This is a genomic window from Spirosoma endbachense (assembly GCF_010233585.1).
GTDB classification, from domain to species: Bacteria; Bacteroidota; Bacteroidia; order Cytophagales; family Spirosomataceae; genus Spirosoma; species Spirosoma endbachense.
The window spans coordinates 802463-819219 of record NZ_CP045997.1 but is presented as its reverse complement, the minus strand read 5'-3'; the positions used below and the strand labels follow the sequence as shown (position 1 = coordinate 819219).

Below are 16757 nucleotides of genomic sequence, written 5' to 3'. Positions count from 1 at the left end.
CGAAATCATCGCTGTATTGGCTGTCAAAACGTTCCCGGTGTTCACTATCAAAGTATGAAAGCAGTAATTTTTGACATGGACGGTGTGATCGTGGATACGAATCCACACCACCGAATTGCCTGGCGGGAGTATTATCAGCGCTATGGCAAAACATTGAGTGACAGCGATTTTATTCAATACGTTTCGGGAAAACACAATACCGATATTGTCGCTCATTTATTCGCGGACCGTACGCTTACCGCAGCGGAATCACTCCAGTTAGCTTACGAAAAGGAAGCATTATTTCGGGAACTGTATGAACCGGTTATCACGCCTGTAGCGGGATTTGTCGACTTTCTGAAAGCGTTAAAGGCGGCTGGTATTCGCACAGCGGTGGCTACGTCGGCTCCCGTCGAAAACCTCGACTTTATTATCGATGCGCTGAATCTTCGTCCTTATTTCGATGCCCTGCTGAACGAAAGTATGGTCAGTCACCCCAAACCTGACCCGGAAATTTACCAGAAAGCAATGGCCCAATTAGGTGTCGATCCGGCAGATAGCGTTGTCTTTGAAGATTCGATGCCGGGCATTCAGGCCGGTAAAGCAGCGGGCGCTTTTGTCGTTGGGGTCGCCACAACCCTAACCCCGGATGAGCTTCGGCCGTTTGTCGATGATGTCATTCGGGATTTTACGGAAACGTCTCTCGAACGGGTACAGCAACTGGTTAACGTTTTTTAACGCGGTAGTTCACCTTGGCGAAACCAAAAAAAACGTAACTTTACGTACTGACTGTGTAAAACCTGTGCCATTGCGCTGAGCAGTGGCACAGGTTGTTTTATAAGCCCTATGCGTCAACTCATCGTTCTACTCCTGCTTATTCTGACCGCGCTGGTCGCTGAACCGGGTACTGCATGGGCACAAGGCAAATATGTTATTGGCACGGTGGTTGACCAGACCAGCCAAAAAGGGGTTGACAAAGTTACAGTCATTAACCAGCGGACTCGTCAGCGAGCCAGAACCAACTCAACCGGCCGTTTTTTCCTGACGGTTTTACCCGGCGATTCGCTCATTCTCACGAGCCAGTTGTATAACCGCACGGGCATTCGCTACGACGGTTCCGACAACCCAACCATCACGGCCCTTGCCCTACCTCCCATGCCTTACCGCGTTGTGGAGCTGGCGGAGGTTACGGTTACAGGAAAACGGTATGAAGAAGTCAAGCGGGAGATTCAGCAGCTTTTGGATGAACCCGTAGCCTCAAAAAAAGTGACGGGTGAACAGGCTTTTGACCGGCTGGCCGATGGGGCTGGCGTTACATTGCTCTATGAATTGTTTGCCAAACGGCCCAAATCTGACCGGAAGGCGTATTACATCATGCAGCAGGACCGACGTCATGCGTTGGCTCTCGAACGATTCCGATTACTGGTCGAACAGTCGACCAACCTCAAAGCCGATGAAATCGACCGCTTCTTTGATTTCTGCGATCTGGATGATGAGTTTCTGCTCAAATCGCAGGACTACGATCTCATCAATACCATCCAGCAACTGCGCAATCGCTACCGGGACGGCTTCAACCGACCCAGCAAACTCTCTTCTGATCCGGACAAAGCACCTAAACAGCGCTAGTTTAGAATTACTGATATCAATCAGGTCGGTTTAGTTACGACGACGGTATCCCCAACTCGTATTGTTCCACCCCGAATCACCTTCGCAGTCATGCCTCCGTGTCCACGCATGGCATTGTAACCGCCAGGCCCAAGCGCCGTTTCCATTTTGGAGCAGGGATGGCACTGCCCGGTAACCTGAAGTACGACCTCACCAATCTCAATCTGCTGCTCTTTGAGGGCCAGTAGATTAATCCCAGAAATGACAAGATTTCGGCGAACGATGCCCGGATCAAGTTCGTCGCGACCAGTCAGCGCAGCTACGACCGGCAAATGCTCGGCCTGAATGAGGGTAATATGACGATTTCCGCTCTGCCCGCTGTAATGATCACCAATCAGCCCCTTCTTCTCCGACACCTCGACCGATTGCACAACGTCTACGGGGTTCCGCCGTTCTGGCCGAATGCCAATCCACTCTACCCGGCCCGGACGTGGAAATACGTTGAATAAGTCTTTTATATTCTCCATTCAATACGACAACAGCGCTAATACCTGGCAACGATCACTTTCATCCGGCTTAGCTCTATTACGTTAATAACTCTTTCAAGGCATTCATTTCTGCAGTTGGCGCGGCTTTTTCGTAAAGAATAGTATAAACCGCGTCGACAATCGGCATTTTGACGTTGAATCGTCGGTTGATTTCGTAGATACTCTTGACCGCGTAATAACCCTCGGCGATCATGTTCATTTCTGCCTGTGCCGATTGAATGGTATACCCACGACCGATCAGCGTTCCGAAGGTTCGGTTTCGGCTGAATGGCGAATAGGCCGTTACGAGTAAATCACCGAGGTAAGCCGAGCCGCTCAGGTCACGATGTTTAGGATAAATAGCATCAACAAATCGCTTAATTTCCTGCATGGCGTTGGATACCAACACTGCCTGAAAATTGTCGCCATAACCCAGTCCGCGGGTAATGCCACAAGCCAGTGCGATGATATTTTTCATAACGGCGCTGTACTCAATGCCATAAATATCATCAACGGGTGTGGTCTGTACGAACCGGCACCGGAGCAGGTTCGACACATTCTCAGCACAGGCCGGATCGGGCGAGGCAATGGTCAGATAGGAATATTTTTCAAGAGCTACTTCTTCGGCATGGCAGGGACCGGCAATCACCGACATTCGCTCTGACGGAACGCCATACTGCTCGCTAACCCAATCGGTTACCAGCTGATTGGCACCCGGAATCATGCCTTTAATAGCCGATATGACGCACTTGCCGGTGAAATGGTCGGGCTTTATCCCGGTTAACGCATCGGCCACAAAAGCAGCCGGGACCGCCAATACAACATACTCACTATCTCGAAATGCCTCCCGAATTTTTGTACAGACTTTCACCTTTCGGGTATTGATCTGCACATCGCTCAGATAGCTGGGATTATGGCCAAACTTTTTAATGTGTTCCGCATCAGATGTTTTGCGAAGCCACCATTTTATACTGACGTTATTTTCGGAAAGGATTTTGACGAGCGCAGTCGCCCAACTTCCCCCACCTACCATTGTCAGCCGAACGGGTTGCGATACTTTCATGGGGTAAAGAACGGAAGAAAGCCAATGCCTGACAAGTTTGCCAGTCAGGCTTTTCCGTACCAATCGACCGATGACTAAGTTGTCTTACCTATTAGAAAGTTAGGTGTAATAGGGCGTTCTATTTTTTGCATATTTGTCTGTCTATACCTCCGTAACACCACTCTAAATCTGCCTTTTACCTCAAAATGGAAGCCTTTTTACTCTTTGTTCTGATTGTACTGGTCATTGTTGCCAACAGTCGGTTTAGTGCCGTCAAACAGTTGCTCGAAAATCAACATACCGATCTGACTAATCTACGCAATGATCTGCTTAAATTTCGGAATGAGATCGTCAATAATGCCGGGCCTGCTCCAGCTCCCGAACTAATCCCTGAGCGTGCCGTCGAGCAGCCACCTGTCGTGGCAATTCCTCCCATAGAAGCTCCTCCGGTAGTTGTACCGGAACCTGAGCTTGTGTTGCCGCTGGCAACTGTACCTGACATTAAGCCTGAACCAACACCGGAAATACCCTCTCTCCGGCCCATTCCTCAACCCATTATTCCAGCGGAGCCAACGCCTTCGTTTTTCCAGCGTTTTCTCGCTGAAAATCCCGATCTGGAAAAATTCATCGGCGAAAATCTAATCAACAAGATTGGTATTGCAATTCTGGTTGCGGGGATTGGATACTTTGTGAAATTCGCCATCGACCAGCAGTGGATCAACGAAATTGGCCGGGTTTTGATCGGCATTCTGGCCGGTGGACTATTGTTGGGCGTAGCACACCGCATGCGCAATTCGTTCGTAGCCTTTAGTTCCGTACTGGTCGCGGGTGGCTTATCGGTTCTTTATTTCACCATTGCCATCGCCTTTTCGGACTATAAGATTTTTAGCCAGACAGTGGCTTTCGTGTTGATGGTCGTCATTACCGGCTTCTCTGTCCTGTTAGCCATTGCTTACAATCGCCCTGCTTTGGCCATCATGTCACTCATTGGCGGATTTGCCACTCCCTTTATGGCTAGTTCGGGCCAGGGAAACTACATCGTTTTTTTCACCTACCTACTTGTTCTAGATTGTGGGATGCTGGTGTTAGCCTATTTCAAAAAGTGGAATATCGTCCATTTTGTGGCTTATGGTTTCACGGTGCTTCTTTATAGTCTGTGGCTTAGCGGTGAAGTCAATGGCGTAAAGAACGCTCCTTACCTGGGAGCCCTGATCTTCGCCACGTTATTTTACCTGGTGTTTATGGCGATGAATCTGATTTATAACCTGAAGGAACGCAAGAAATTTTCGGCGGTAGAAATCAGCCTGCTTATGAGCAATACGGCGTTTTACTACGGCGCGGGGATGTTTATTTTAAGTTCTATTAATCAGGGTGCCTACCAGGGTCTGTTTACAGCAGGGCTGGCGGTTATAAACGCGGGTATTGCCCTGCTTTTATACCGGCGTGAATTCGTTGATCGTACCCTCATTTACCTGCTCATCGGGCTTATTATTACATTCGCCAGCCTGACAATACCCGTGCAGTTGGATGGCAATTTTATCACTATGTTCTGGGCACTGGAAGCTGTATTGTTATTATGGCTGGCCCAGCGTTCCGGAATTACGCTGATAGCGACGGGGGCTATCGTTGTGATGGGTTTGATGCTCATCAGCCTGAGCATGGACTGGGCCAATCTTTACGGCGTTGCGTCTATCCCTCCCCTACCAATCATAGTGAATAAAGCATTCATTACCAGCATCGTTTCCATCATTGGTCTGGTGATTACCAGCCGTCTGCTTCGCAATCAGACATCGCCTTTTCAGTTGTGGCTGGGTCAGTTGAGCGTACCGGCTTATTCCCGGATCATACGATACCTCACGCTTATTACAATTTATTTAAGTGGTGCGTTCGAAGTAAATTATCAGCTCATAACGGCCTTTGGTTTCGGACCTAACCGCACGATTTTGCTGGGTACATATCATCTTTCGTTTGCATTTGTGCTCTTGCTGATAGCCCGACGCTATCCGGTTCGTAGCTGGCTGCTGCAAACGTCGGCACTTGGTCTACTAGGTCTGATCCTGTTCATAACGCTATTCAGCCCTGCCGTTCTGGAGCTATTAGGTACGTATTATCGAGGGGATGAACCGAGCTTAATTGGCTATCCGTTCCATTATCTCAGCCTGGCTGCGGTAGTTGGCATTCTGGTTTTAGGAAGCCAGGTCAAGGCACTTCTGGAGCCTATACCACCACTACTTACTAAAATCTGGCCCTGGTTTCTAGGGTTTGTCGTGGTTTATATCGCGAGCTATGAATTAGTTGCCCATGTTCTTTACTTCAACTTTTCGGAAGCCGATATTGCCCGCCAACCCGCTCAGAAAATTGTTGTCGATGACCGCTATTACGCTCTGCTCGTGCAAACCAATAAAGTAGGGCTGCCAATTATTTGGGGTGTATGCGCCTTTGCCTTCATGTATCTGGGCCTCACCCGCCGAAACCGGGTATTCCGGATTATGTCGCTTAGCTTATTTGCGCTGACCCTATTGAAATTATTCTTTTACGATCTTCAGGGCATTTCCGAAGGAGGACGCATTGCTGCCTTTATCTCGTTAGGTGCGTTATTGCTCATCATATCGTTCATGTATCAGCGAATCAAACAGTTAATACTAGCCAACGATACGACACCACCGACGGCTGAACAATGAACCACTTCATTTATCTAACCATAGTCAGCCTCTTTGTAACGATAACAAGCCAGGCGCAATCGTTTCGTCTGGAGGCTCCTGTCAAAGCGGTTCATCAACCAGGCTATCATCGTATTAAATTACCCCCCGATGTGGTTGGGCAACTCAATACGGGCCTGACTGACATCCGGCTGTATGACCATCAAAAGCATGAGATTCCTTATCTATTGATTCGTCAGCAACCAAGTCAGGTAGCCCGATTTATCGATTATGAGGTCGTGAGCCGAAAAGCGTTACCGCATGTGGCCACAACGGTGATCCTACGGAATCGGGCTAAAAATCGGATTAACTCACTCGGCCTTCTTATTAAAAATACGAATGTGGGTAAAAAGGCCAGGCTTAGTGGTAGTTCAGACGCCCAAAACTGGTATGCAATCGATGACAATTTGTGGCTGGAACCCACTCAGACCAACGTTAGCACGACCGAAACGAAACGACTGGACTTTCCCTTAAGCGATTACGAGTATTACCGGCTCGACATTAACGACTCGTTAAGCACCCCATTAAATATTCTACGAATTGGCTACTATCAGACAGCCGCCAAAGCAGGTGATTTTTCGCTGATTCCTGACGTCACGATTTCGCAGAGAGACAGTAGTGATAAACAAACCTACGTCCACCTTAGCCGAACCAGTGATGCCCGCTTCGATAAACTTAGTATCCGTTTCAGGGCGTCTGCACCATTTAGACGGCAGGCCGTCGTTGGTCAATTTCGAACGCGCAAAAAAAAACGGGGCCGCCTGGAACAGTGGTTTGACGTTGTTCGAACGATCGAATTAAGCTCAACAGACAGTAGTGTGATCTACCTGCCGGGCCTGAAAGCGAAGGATTTATACGTGATCATCGCCAACGACGACAATCAACCGCTGGTTGTCAGCGATGTTCGGGCGTATCAGCATGCCACATTTCTGTTGGCGAACCTGACGGCTGATTCATCCTATCTACTCCGTTTCTGTGCAGAAACTGTTGCCGCTCCAGCTTACGATCTGGCCTATTTCAAAAATAATCTTCCGGCCAATCCGCCTATTGTTCAGGTCGGAAGCATTCGTTCCATTAGCTCCCACAGGACCGAAACTACGTCTCTTTTCAGTGATCGTCGGATCATCTGGCCTGCACTAGGGCTGGTATTGGCGATACTGGGAGTTCTGTCGTATCGGATGTTGCGGGAAATGGGAAAATCGAGCCCTAAACCAGACCTATAAGGCCGAAAGACCTATAAGGTTTTTGAAACCTTATAGGTCTAAAAGAATGAATTAATCGCCAAATTCCCAGTCTTCATCCGTAGGGATGATACAATTCTGTTCATGAAAGGCGAGGTAAGGTTCAACACCGCCAAACCAATCGAGTACAGCATTCCGCTCCAGGCGCGTTGATTTACTGCTACTAATCGAATGGAGAGAAGAGTAGACCCAATCATTTACGTTTTGGCAAAATCCATGATGTATAGGATTGCGATGAATGTAGACCATTAACGTCGTAAAATAAGCTTCCGTTTCCACTGGTTTCCGGCGCAAATAGTCAAGAAACAAGGCTCCTTTTCGGTCGAATCTACGATTGAACGCCTTTGCATAGCTATTAAAGAAATTGCTAAACTGTTGCATCACAAATGAAGATACATCCAGCAGGGAATCCTTTTGTTCTGATGGGCGTTTTTTTAGCTGCCGATTGTGATTTATCAGCTCCGCTTCTTCCCGAATTTGAACCAGCAGGTGAAAATGATTCGGCATCAGACAGTAGGCATAAGTGCGGGCTATGGGGAAAATATAACTCCGGTAACGATCTAAGAAAAACTGGTAGTTCGCAGGTTGTCGAAATAGATTTTCGTTACCAACAGCGTGATTATAAAGATGATAGTATTGTCCCGGCAATAAAGGATTGCTATACATTGGTTTCGGTTTCCCAATAAGACGTGATAGCTGCCTTAACGTATCAGCGAAAACCGAAAGACCTATAAGGTTTCAAAAACCTTATAGGTCTGCATATTACTCGTCCTTATCTTCTTTCTTCTTATTTTTATTCGGATCACGCTTCGTGATCAGTTCACCATCTTTGAGCTTCTTCGATACAGCGATAAATGGCCCGGAGATAATCTGTTCGCCCGGTTTCAGACCCGACAGGATTTCGATGTTCTCAAAGTCGCTGATGCCCGTTTTTACCTCGCGCTGGGTGGCTTTCCCGCCAACATTGACGAACACAATTTCTTTGGGTTTATCTTTCTTTTCGGGCTGATCGGCTGGTGGTTGAACGGCGTTATTGTCGTCATCATCCGACTTTTCTTTCTGCCCGGTAGCGTCAATGCCAACTCCGCGTGTTGTTACGGCGGCAATCGGAACAGCCACTACACCTGATTTCCGGTCGGTGATGATCTCAACAGAAGCGGTCATTCCCGGCTTAAATGGATAGCCCTTTTTGTCTTTCTGCGCCAACAGATCAGCATACGAATTATTGAGGATTTTTACTTTTACCTCAAACTCCGTAACAGCATCAGCCGAAACCGTAGCCGCAGCGGCTGCCCCTGACGAACTCGTCAGGCCATTGGCGGTATTGGCAATCTCATACACAACACCTTTGAATTTACGGCCAGCGGTGGTATATGAATCGACTTCAATGTCGGCCGTATCGCCCAAATTAGCGCGAACAATATCGTTCTCGTTCACATTGACGCGCACCTCCATATTTTGGAGATTGGCAATGCGCATGATCTCGGTTCCGGCCATCTGCGATGTACCAACTACCCGCTCTCCCAATTCAATGTTCAGCTTCGACACCGTTCCATTTACAGGCGAGTAAATGGTGGTTTTACGCAGGTTCTCACTGGCATCACGCTGGCTGGCTTCCGCACTCTGAATATTAAACTGGGCAGCCCGAACATTGGCATTCGCGGCTTCAACTTCCTGCTTCGCTACATTAAAGTTAGCTTCACTGGTTTCCAGATCAGCCGATGATACAACTTTATCCGTAAAGAGTTTACGGGTTCGGTCATAATCGGCTTTCGCCCGAATCAGACGAGCGTTCGACTGGGCTACCGATGCCTTCGACTGTTCAAGCTGTGCCCTGCTCTGGTTGACCGTTGCTTTGGCACGAGCCATCATCGATTCGTAGTTATCAGGCCGGATACGACACAACAACTGGCCTGCTTTAACCGGGTCGCCTTCATTAACGTAGAGACCAATAATTTCACCGGATACATCAGGGCTGATTTTTACTTCAACCTGGGGTTGAACACGCCCGGATGCGCTAACCCGCTCGGTAATATTGGTCCGCTTAACGGTGGCAAAATCTACTTCTGTCGATTTAGGTTTGCCAATCATGCCTGTTTGTTTGGCAGCGACTAATCCGCCAACAAGCAGAACAATTATTCCCCCTAATATCCACCAAATCCTGTTTGACTTCTTTCTCATAATGGTTGAATTGTGAACGAGCGAATTTATGAATAGTTTGACGAGAAATCATCCTCGTGAACGCCAGTCCGGTCATTCAACAATTCACACATTCGCTAATTGAAGGCGAGTGGTTTGTTTTGGTAATAGTCTAAAATCTTGGTACGGAAAACGTAATCGTATTTAGCCTGCACCAGGCTAGCTCTGGCACGGTCGAGATTTGTTTTGGCAATGCTGTAATCTGTTGCATTGATAGCCCCGGCGTTTAACCGGCTCTCAGCAACCTGAAACGCTTTTTCGAGCGATGATACCTGCACTTGTGTCGCCCGGAATTTGTTGGCGGCAGCTCGCATACCCGTGTAGGCCGTTTCAATCTGTTGCCGAAGTGTCAGGCGCGTATTCTGGGCCGTTAGTTCAGCATTCTGCTGCTGAATTTTGGCCGTAGTGATTCTATTTCGTGACAGATTTCCCTGAAAGATTGGGACCCGCAGAAATAAAGATGCCGACCGGTTAAAGTTATTTTGTAGCTGATCAATATAAGTAACATCGCTAACATTAAAATTAGGTACCGTAGAATAAACAGGCTGTTGTGCCCCATTGGCATCCATAAAAAAGCCCGTAATCTGTTGCGATGTTGTACCGGTTGCTATTGACTGTTTATTAGCCGCACTGGAATAAATACTACTCAAGTTACCGTTTAGCGACAGGACCGGATAAAGGGCTCCTTTAGCCACTTGCACACCCAAAGCCGCACTCTTAACACGCATATCGGCTCCCTTCACTTCGGGTAAATTTGTCGCGGCTATGTCAAAGAGTTGCTGAACAGTAGCCGTATAAGGATCTAAACCGGGATCTGGCACATTTATCGGCTCCACTTCAAATGCCTGATTAATTGGTACATTCATAGCCTGAAGCAGCGCAACTTTAGCCAGATCGAGCGTATTTTGGGCCGTTACGATATCGACTTCATTACTGGCCAGGGTTGCCCGAAGTTCAAACAGATTTGCTTCCGGAGCCGATCCGGCATTGACCAGTCGTTGGGTCCGGTCCAATTGGGCTCTTGTCACTTCAGACTGACGTTGTGCAATAGATAATTGCTCTGTGCCCGTTAGCACATTTAAATAATTTTGCGCAACAGTCAGTGATATGTTGTTTTGGGTTGCTTTTAACTCGTGCTGGCTGGCCTGAAGGATCAGGTCATTTTGCTTGATCGTATTCCGCAATACCAGCCCATTATACAGGGTTACTGCCCCGTTTAATTGATAACTACCCGACACAATTGACTGCTGGACAAATCCATTGGATTGTGGGTTAATACTCCGTCCTCCATTCAGGCCCTGATTGGCTTGAAAATTCGTTGTCGGCAATAAGTTCAGGCGTGACTGGTGCAACAGTAAATCATTGTTGGCGACAGTAAGTTGTCCTTGTCGAACAGTGATATTGTTTTGCTGAGCAATCTCGATGCACTGCAATAAATTTAGCCGGGCGGGTGCACCAGCCGCTAAAGCTGCAGTAACGTCACCGGTCGACGCTGTAGTGGGCGTACTCTGGGCATACGTTCCTGATAAACTCGTTGTGAATAGCAGAGCAACAACGGCCCCGACTTGTTTCCACGCCACTTGCATGTTCGCTGGATTTTGATGGTTCAATGTTACAAACTTACCTTCGGGGCAACTATTATTTTGGGATAAACGGCGCAAACTAAGCATGTTTCTGGTTTATAATTCGGATATACTTACGGAAGATGAGTTTCGGCTGCCAGTCGACGACCGGGCCTTCCAATATGGAGATGGCCTTTTTGAAACCATCCGTTACGAAAACAACCACCTTTGGTTCTGGCCTGACCATATGACCCGGCTCACAACCGGGATGGCGGCTCTCCGTTTACAATTACCTGTACATTTTACTGAATCATCGGTTCAGCAGCTCATTCTTCAGCTGCTTTCGGCCAATGATTTACTGACTCAACCGGCTCGCATTAAACTCCAGATCTGGCGCAAACCCGGTGGCCTGTATACGCCTACCAGCCACGAAATCAATTACTTGATCACTGCTCGCCCAGGCGTACCGTTTCATATCACCGAACAGACAAAAATAGGAATTTATAGCACAATTCGGTTATCTGAATCACCAGTATCTGCCAGTAAAACGCTTAATTCGTTACCATATATCCTGGCGGGTTTATACAAGCAGGAGAATGGATTCAACGATGTCATCTTACTAAGTACAGAAGGGCATCTGGCGGAGTGCATTGCATCGAACCTGTTTTGGTTCAACGATCAAACGCTTTTTACGCCTTCGCTCAAAACCGGTTGCATCAATGGCATCGCCCGGCGGCAGTTGCTCCGGCGATATACCGATTGCCGGGAAGGTTTTTTCCTGCCTTCGGACCTAGAAGCTGCCGATGTCGTTTTTGCCGCAAACGTTATGGGTATTCAAATTTTGAGCGGAAAAATGACCGAAACACAAGTTGGTTCTCTTTCATCGATTTTCACTGGCTGTTAGTTTAGATTTTGTCTCTGTAATCATCAAGCGCCGTGCCATCGTTCATTACTAACTGACTGTCAGTCTATTACAAAAATACAATTACCCATCTCGTCCGTTCTCGGACAGCTTTTCGATCAAAAGCGGACAAATTTCAGCTCGTTTGTCTACGACAAATAAGGTCAGCAATACGTAGCTCCCTGGTCAGGCGAATCGGTCTTTGACCTGTCCTTACATCTCTTTTTCTCTTACCTTTACCTTAAGCAATGATAGCTGTTGACCGTATAAAACAACTCAGCGTATCCTTCAGCCTGATCGATTGACGCTATCGCCCCACGAAACTTTCCAAAACCAATATGACTTTTTGCGTCTTATTGGTTTATGAGCCAGATGAAACAATTTCAAGACTTATCCCCCCGCCGTCAGGAGCAACTCATGGCGTTTGATCGATTACTGACCATCATGGACGAGTTGCGCGCTCAGTGCCCCTGGGACCGCAAACAAACGATGGATAGCCTTCGACATTTGACCATTGAAGAGACTTACGAACTCTCCGACGCTATTCTGGAAAAGGATATGAATGAGATCCGTAAAGAACTCGGCGATCTGCAATTGCATCTGGTTTTCTATGCCAAAATAGCGTCCGAAACGGCGACAGAAGCATCAGACCGATTCGACATGGCCGATGTTTTGACCAGCGTCTGCGAAAAATTGATAAGCCGCCATCCCCATATTTACGGCGATACAGTTGCAGAAACCGAAGAACAGGTGAAAGCAAACTGGGAACAGCTTAAACTAAAGGAGGGCAATAAATCTGTTTTAGGGGGTGTACCGGGCTCGTTGCCTGCCCTCGTTAAGGCTATGCGCATCCAGGAAAAAGCACGCGGAGCCGGTTTCGACTGGGAAGAAAAACAACAGGTTTGGGAAAAAGTAGAAGAAGAGATGCAGGAATTTAAAGCCGAGTTCAACACCGATACGAACGAAGTGATCGATACCGAACGTGCTGAAGGTGAGTTTGGTGACCTCTTGTTCTCCCTCGTAAATTACGCCCGCTTTATTGACATAAATCCAGAAACAGCCCTTGAGCGAACAAACAAAAAGTTTATCAAACGCTTTACCTATCTGGAACAGCAGGCACGCGCCAACGGCAAATCACTCAATGAGATGACATTGGCTGAAATGGACGTATACTGGAACGAAGCCAAAACGATCTGACCTGACTACCCATATAATGCGAATCGCCTTTATCACTGACATCCATATCGATACTGCCGATAAAAAGCCACAGGGTATCAACGTACGGCAAAATTTTCTGAACGCACTGGCCTTTCTGACAGAGCTACAACCTAGTTGTCTGGTTATTGGCGGAGACATCTGTAATACGGTCGGCGACCGCGCCATTTACGAATGGGTAAAGCAGACGCTTGATACGTTGCCCTTTCCGTATTATGTTATTTCGGGAAACCACGACGATTCGGTGCTGCTCGCTGAGGTGTTCGGCAGAACGAACAACCTCCACAACGACGAATTATTTTATGCCTTGCCCCTTGAAGGTCGACCAACTTTGTTTCTGGATACGTCGAAAGGGGAATTCTCGCCAAAACAATGGGCCTGGCTACGTGAATACATGGCTGCTCTGCGCAACAATAATGTGCTGATCTTTATGCATCACCCACCCCTGCCAGCCGATGTGACGTATATGGACGCGCATTATCCGTTTCGACAAAGTGCTGATTTCCTTGAGCTAGCCAAAAGCTCATCGTGCCATATTACGGTCGTATGTGGACATTACCACGTCGAAAAAGTTGTTCAGCGGGGTAATCTGATGATGTTGCTGACCCCATCAACCTTTTTCCAGATGAAGCATGACCCAACCGATATGGTCATTGATAATCATTGTGTTGGTATACGCGAAATCAACCTTACCACCCACGGAACAAACAGCACAGTCCATTATCTTTAACGGCAGGAAATCTCCGTAAGTAGTTCGTTTAGGGTCATGCCACGCTTTCTGAGAATCGGTTGTTTGGTCATGCTGATCAGTGCCAATGCCATTGGCCAGATGAGCGATTACCGCGTTTATTTCGGAACAACGCTTCAACGGCCGCAACAGATCATTTTACGACAGTGGCAGCAAAATCGACAGTTACGCTATCTGACGGTGAACCCGCAAACGCTGGAAACGGCTATTGTTGCTCTGCCTTCCAGTAATGTTCAACCATTGCCGTGGGCAAAGCTGGCCCCGCAATTTCAGAAAACACCCTATCTGCGGGCCATTCGTGCCGAACAACAACGCGATCAGAATTTACAGGATGCCGGGCTGGAACGCGCCGATACGACTGAGCGGGGCTTTAGCCTGACCATTGACCTCTGTCCATCGAACAAACCGCTAACCCGTTCGGTATTTGAGCAGTTAATTGCCGCTTTCGAACCAGAAGAGAAACCGATTCCGATCACGATCACCATTACGGGTCTGTGGATGGCGCGCCATGCTCAGGATCTGGCCTATTTAAAAGGGTTGGTCAGTCGGGGCGATCTGGCTATTACCTGGGTCAATCATTCGTACTATCATCACTACGATCCGCGTCTGCCGTTGAGCGTCAATTTTTTGCTGGAGCCCAACACAAACCTCACGAATGAAATTCTGCTCAATGAACAGGCAATGATCAAAAATGGACTGACACCCTCGCCTTTCTTCCGATTCCCGGGTCTGGTTTCTGATAAGTTCGTGTTTGATCGGGTCCTGGCATTCGGCCTGCTACCGATCGGCTGCGATGCCTGGCTTGCCAAAAATCAACAACCCAAACAAGGTAGTCTGGTATTAATTCACGCGAATGGCAATGAGCCGGTTGGCATTGCCGACTTTATCCGGCTTATTCGACAAAAAGCAGACTCTATCCGGAATAAGACCTGGTTGCTGTATCAACTGCCAACGAGTATTGTCGATACAGTAGGGAAATGATCATCAGTCTAAAACGCCGGTCATTATTCCAGTCGTTTTTCCAGCGCTTCAACTTTCTGCCGTAGCTGACGAATTTCATCAATCAGTATATGCATCTCGTCCTGCTCTTTTTCCTGATCTTCTTCAATAAAAAAATTGGCAACATAACCCGTAAACGTACCAAACAGACCCACCCCGGCAATCATCAGTACAGCCGCAATGAACCGCCCAAGCGTTGTAACCGGAAATCGGTCCCCATACCCAACGGTTGTGATCGTAACAAACGCCCACCAGAGTGCATCAGAAGGGGTTTTGATGTTTGCTTCCGGAACCTTTTCCACGTATAAAATCGCCACCGCGCCGAAAATCATGAGTAACACCGAACTGAGCAGAACGACGGAAAGTGTGCCGTTAGCGCGGTTTCGGAAGAGATACGTCAGGAATTCGCGCATCGAACGGAACGCCCGAACCATGCGCAGGATTCGGACAACGCGCACTAATTGCCCTAATCGAAACCAGTCGAGGGCCGGAATGCTGGCCAGTAGATCGATCCAGCCCCACCGCATAAATTTCAGCTTGTCGGGGGCCTGATAGAGTCTCAGAAAGAAATCGAACAGAAAATAAACACAGATACCCGTATCGATCTGGTCGAGTAATTGCCGGGTATCCTCATACATTGGCGCCAGTTCCCGAATAAGCAGAGCCAGTACAACATACACGGACAAGACCAGCATGATAACCTGATGCAACGTCAGTTTTGAATAGGTTGGTTGGCTCATACCGGATAAAGTTGCTGATTACAGACCGGAAAATGCTGGATGAATCATAAAGCTGATTTAAAGAACCAGTAAAAGTTGCTTAATCCAATTTTTTTGTCAGGATTCTTTGGCTTTAAGCCGTGCCACGGTTATTATGAACGCAATTAGTAACCGTGGCACGGCTTAAAGCCAAAGAATCCTGACAAAATTAACTACCAGGCGCTGGCAGTCGTCAGCTTATCGATGGCTGATTTATCCAGTTTCACCTCGGTAGCTTTGGCTATATCGTGCAACTGATCGACGCTGGTTGCACTGGCAATAGGAGCCGTGATGCCCGGCCGTGCCATCAGCCAGGCCAGCGAAACCTCGGCGGGGGTTGCGTTATACTGCTCGGCTACCTCATCGAGCGCTTTCAGGATGGCAAATCCACGGTTGTTCAGGTATTTCTTAACGCCCTGCCCGCGCGGGCTTTTCGACAAATCGGTTTCCGAACGATATTTACCCGTCAGGAAACCACTTGCCAGCGAGAAATAGCTGATAACACTTATGCCATTTTGCTGTACAATTGGCTCATACAGCGTCTCATATTTTTCCCGATCGTATAAATTATATTCGGGTTGGAGGCTCTGATAGATTGGATACCCCAGTTTTTCGCTGATTTTCAACGATTCAACCAGTCGCTCAGGTGTAAAATTCGACGCACCAATAACCCGCATTTTACCCTCTTTGATTAATTTATCAAAGCCATCGAGCGTTTCTTCAATGGGCGTATCCAGGTCATCGTAATGGGACTGATACAGGTCGATATAATCTGTTTGCAGGCGTTGGAGGGAAGCGTCGACAGCGCGTTTTAGGTAATCTTTTCCTAATCCCTTTTTATCGGGAGCCAGTTCTCCACCAAGTTTGGTGGCAATGATAACCTGATCACGCTTGCCACTTCGTTTTAGCCAATTACCGATAATTGTTTCTGATTCTCCCCCCTGATTTCCAGGAACCCAGCGCGAATACACATCGGCCGTGTCGATCAGATTGAATCCGGCATCCACAAAGGCGTCCAATAACTGAAATGATGTCAGTTCATTTGCCGTCCACCCAAATACGTTACCGCCAAATGCCAGCGGTGCTACTGACAGCTCAGAACTGCCAATGGTACGTTTTTCCATTACGTTGTTGGTTTATGTTGCCATAAGTTTGAAAAGAAACCATGGTCATTTGACAACCGGCTCACCCGGTGAACAGTTTCCCAAAAACGTTACCAGATTATGAAGCAGGATAATGTCCTGCGCAAACAAAACGGCCCTGAGCGACCCGATCGGGTTGC

15 protein-coding genes are annotated in these 16757 nt (G+C 47.8%); 8 read left to right on the top strand and 7 right to left on the bottom strand.

Annotation, left to right across the window (positions count from 1 at the left end):
- The first annotated feature begins 54 nt into the window (after positions 1-54).
- Positions 55-717, top strand: a complete 663-nt coding sequence (locus GJR95_RS03355; protein WP_162384542.1) for an HAD family hydrolase — start codon at positions 55-57, stop codon at positions 715-717.
- A 108-nt stretch (positions 718-825) separates the two neighbouring features.
- On the top strand, positions 826-1605 hold the full coding sequence (locus GJR95_RS03350; RefSeq protein ID WP_162384541.1) for a peptidase associated/transthyretin-like domain-containing protein: 780 nt from the start codon (positions 826-828) through the stop codon (positions 1603-1605).
- A 20-nt stretch (positions 1606-1625) separates the two neighbouring features.
- On the opposite strand, the gene GJR95_RS03345 is transcribed toward GJR95_RS03350, so the two are convergent.
- Together GJR95_RS03345 and GJR95_RS03340 are read right to left on the bottom strand one after the other, a co-directional pair.
- Complete coding sequence (locus GJR95_RS03345; RefSeq protein ID WP_162384540.1) at positions 1626-2111, bottom strand: MOSC domain-containing protein; 486 nt, start codon at positions 2109-2111, stop codon at positions 1626-1628.
- Positions 2112-2169: 58 nt separating this feature from the next.
- On the bottom strand, positions 2170-3174 hold the full coding sequence (locus GJR95_RS03340) for an NAD(P)H-dependent glycerol-3-phosphate dehydrogenase (RefSeq protein ID WP_162384539.1): 1005 nt from the start codon (positions 3172-3174) through the stop codon (positions 2170-2172).
- A 185-nt stretch (positions 3175-3359) separates the two neighbouring features.
- On the opposite strand from GJR95_RS03340, the gene GJR95_RS03335 reads away from it, so the two are divergent.
- On the top strand, positions 3360-5834 hold the full coding sequence (locus GJR95_RS03335; RefSeq protein WP_162384538.1) for a DUF2339 domain-containing protein: 2475 nt from the start codon (positions 3360-3362) through the stop codon (positions 5832-5834).
- Entirely contained in the window at positions 5831-7075 is a 1245-nt protein-coding gene (locus GJR95_RS03330; RefSeq protein WP_162384537.1) for a hypothetical protein, read from the top strand. Before GJR95_RS03335 ends, GJR95_RS03330 begins: the two co-directional genes overlap by 4 nt.
- A gap of 51 nt (positions 7076-7126) precedes the next feature.
- Here the strand turns inward: GJR95_RS03330 and GJR95_RS03325 are convergent, their stop codons facing one another.
- The 3 genes from GJR95_RS03325 to GJR95_RS03315 form a co-directional block, all read right to left on the bottom strand.
- A complete protein-coding gene (locus tag GJR95_RS03325; protein ID WP_162384536.1) occupies positions 7127-7759 on the bottom strand; it encodes a hypothetical protein in 633 nt (210 codons plus the stop codon).
- A 96-nt stretch (positions 7760-7855) separates the two neighbouring features.
- A complete protein-coding gene (locus GJR95_RS03320; RefSeq protein ID WP_162384535.1) occupies positions 7856-9274 on the bottom strand; it encodes an efflux RND transporter periplasmic adaptor subunit in 1419 nt (472 codons plus the stop codon).
- A 95-nt stretch (positions 9275-9369) separates the two neighbouring features.
- Complete coding sequence (locus GJR95_RS03315; RefSeq protein ID WP_162384534.1) at positions 9370-10878, bottom strand: TolC family protein; 1509 nt, start codon at positions 10876-10878, stop codon at positions 9370-9372.
- 82 nt (positions 10879-10960) lie between these two features.
- Here GJR95_RS03315 and GJR95_RS03310 point away from each other — a divergent pair, with 82 nt between their 5' ends.
- From GJR95_RS03310 to GJR95_RS03295, 4 genes are all read left to right on the top strand, one after another.
- A complete protein-coding gene (locus GJR95_RS03310) occupies positions 10961-11758 on the top strand; it encodes an aminotransferase class IV (RefSeq protein ID WP_162384533.1) in 798 nt (265 codons plus the stop codon).
- Positions 11759-12127: 369 nt separating this feature from the next.
- Positions 12128-12952, top strand: coding sequence for a nucleoside triphosphate pyrophosphohydrolase (gene mazG / locus GJR95_RS03305; RefSeq protein ID WP_232541065.1), 825 nt, complete (start codon positions 12128-12130; stop codon positions 12950-12952).
- A 16-nt stretch (positions 12953-12968) separates the two neighbouring features.
- Positions 12969-13700 carry a metallophosphoesterase family protein gene (locus tag GJR95_RS03300; protein WP_162384532.1) on the top strand — a complete coding sequence of 244 codons (732 nt, stop codon included), beginning with the start codon at positions 12969-12971 and terminating at the stop codon, positions 13698-13700.
- 36 nt (positions 13701-13736) lie between these two features.
- On the top strand, positions 13737-14699 hold the full coding sequence (locus GJR95_RS03295; RefSeq protein ID WP_162384531.1) for a polysaccharide deacetylase family protein: 963 nt from the start codon (positions 13737-13739) through the stop codon (positions 14697-14699).
- Between the two features lie 23 nt (positions 14700-14722).
- On the opposite strand, the gene GJR95_RS03290 is transcribed toward GJR95_RS03295, so the two are convergent.
- Together GJR95_RS03290 and GJR95_RS03285 are read right to left on the bottom strand one after the other, a co-directional pair.
- On the bottom strand, positions 14723-15457 hold the full coding sequence (locus tag GJR95_RS03290; protein WP_162384530.1) for a potassium channel family protein: 735 nt from the start codon (positions 15455-15457) through the stop codon (positions 14723-14725).
- 191 nt (positions 15458-15648) lie between these two features.
- Entirely contained in the window at positions 15649-16599 is a 951-nt protein-coding gene (locus tag GJR95_RS03285; protein ID WP_162384529.1) for an aldo/keto reductase, read from the bottom strand.
- Positions 16600-16757: the final 158 nt, after the last annotated feature.

Excerpts from the sequence above, each read along its gene's own strand:
- GJR95_RS03355 (WP_162384542.1), top strand. The coding sequence starts at position 55 with ATGAAAGCAGTAATTTTTGACATGGACGGTGTGATCGTGGATACGAAT.
- GJR95_RS03350 (WP_162384541.1), top strand. The coding sequence starts at position 826 with ATGCGTCAACTCATCGTTCTACTCCTGCTTATTCTGACCGCGCTGGTC.
- GJR95_RS03345 (WP_162384540.1), bottom strand. The coding sequence starts at position 2,111 with ATGGAGAATATAAAAGACTTATTCAACGTATTTCCACGTCCGGGCCGG.
- GJR95_RS03340 (WP_162384539.1), bottom strand. The coding sequence starts at position 3,174 with ATGAAAGTATCGCAACCCGTTCGGCTGACAATGGTAGGTGGGGGAAGT.
- GJR95_RS03335 (WP_162384538.1), top strand. The coding sequence starts at position 3,360 with ATGGAAGCCTTTTTACTCTTTGTTCTGATTGTACTGGTCATTGTTGCC.
- GJR95_RS03330 (WP_162384537.1), top strand. The coding sequence starts at position 5,831 with ATGAACCACTTCATTTATCTAACCATAGTCAGCCTCTTTGTAACGATA.
- GJR95_RS03325 (WP_162384536.1), bottom strand. The coding sequence starts at position 7,759 with ATGTATAGCAATCCTTTATTGCCGGGACAATACTATCATCTTTATAAT.
- GJR95_RS03320 (WP_162384535.1), bottom strand. The coding sequence starts at position 9,274 with ATGAGAAAGAAGTCAAACAGGATTTGGTGGATATTAGGGGGAATAATT.
- GJR95_RS03315 (WP_162384534.1), bottom strand. The coding sequence starts at position 10,878 with ATGCAAGTGGCGTGGAAACAAGTCGGGGCCGTTGTTGCTCTGCTATTC.
- GJR95_RS03310 (WP_162384533.1), top strand. The coding sequence starts at position 10,961 with ATGTTTCTGGTTTATAATTCGGATATACTTACGGAAGATGAGTTTCGG.
- mazG (WP_232541065.1), top strand. The coding sequence starts at position 12,128 with ATGAAACAATTTCAAGACTTATCCCCCCGCCGTCAGGAGCAACTCATG.
- GJR95_RS03300 (WP_162384532.1), top strand. The coding sequence starts at position 12,969 with ATGCGAATCGCCTTTATCACTGACATCCATATCGATACTGCCGATAAA.
- GJR95_RS03295 (WP_162384531.1), top strand. The coding sequence starts at position 13,737 with ATGCCACGCTTTCTGAGAATCGGTTGTTTGGTCATGCTGATCAGTGCC.
- GJR95_RS03290 (WP_162384530.1), bottom strand. The coding sequence starts at position 15,457 with ATGAGCCAACCAACCTATTCAAAACTGACGTTGCATCAGGTTATCATG.
- GJR95_RS03285 (WP_162384529.1), bottom strand. The coding sequence starts at position 16,599 with ATGGAAAAACGTACCATTGGCAGTTCTGAGCTGTCAGTAGCACCGCTG.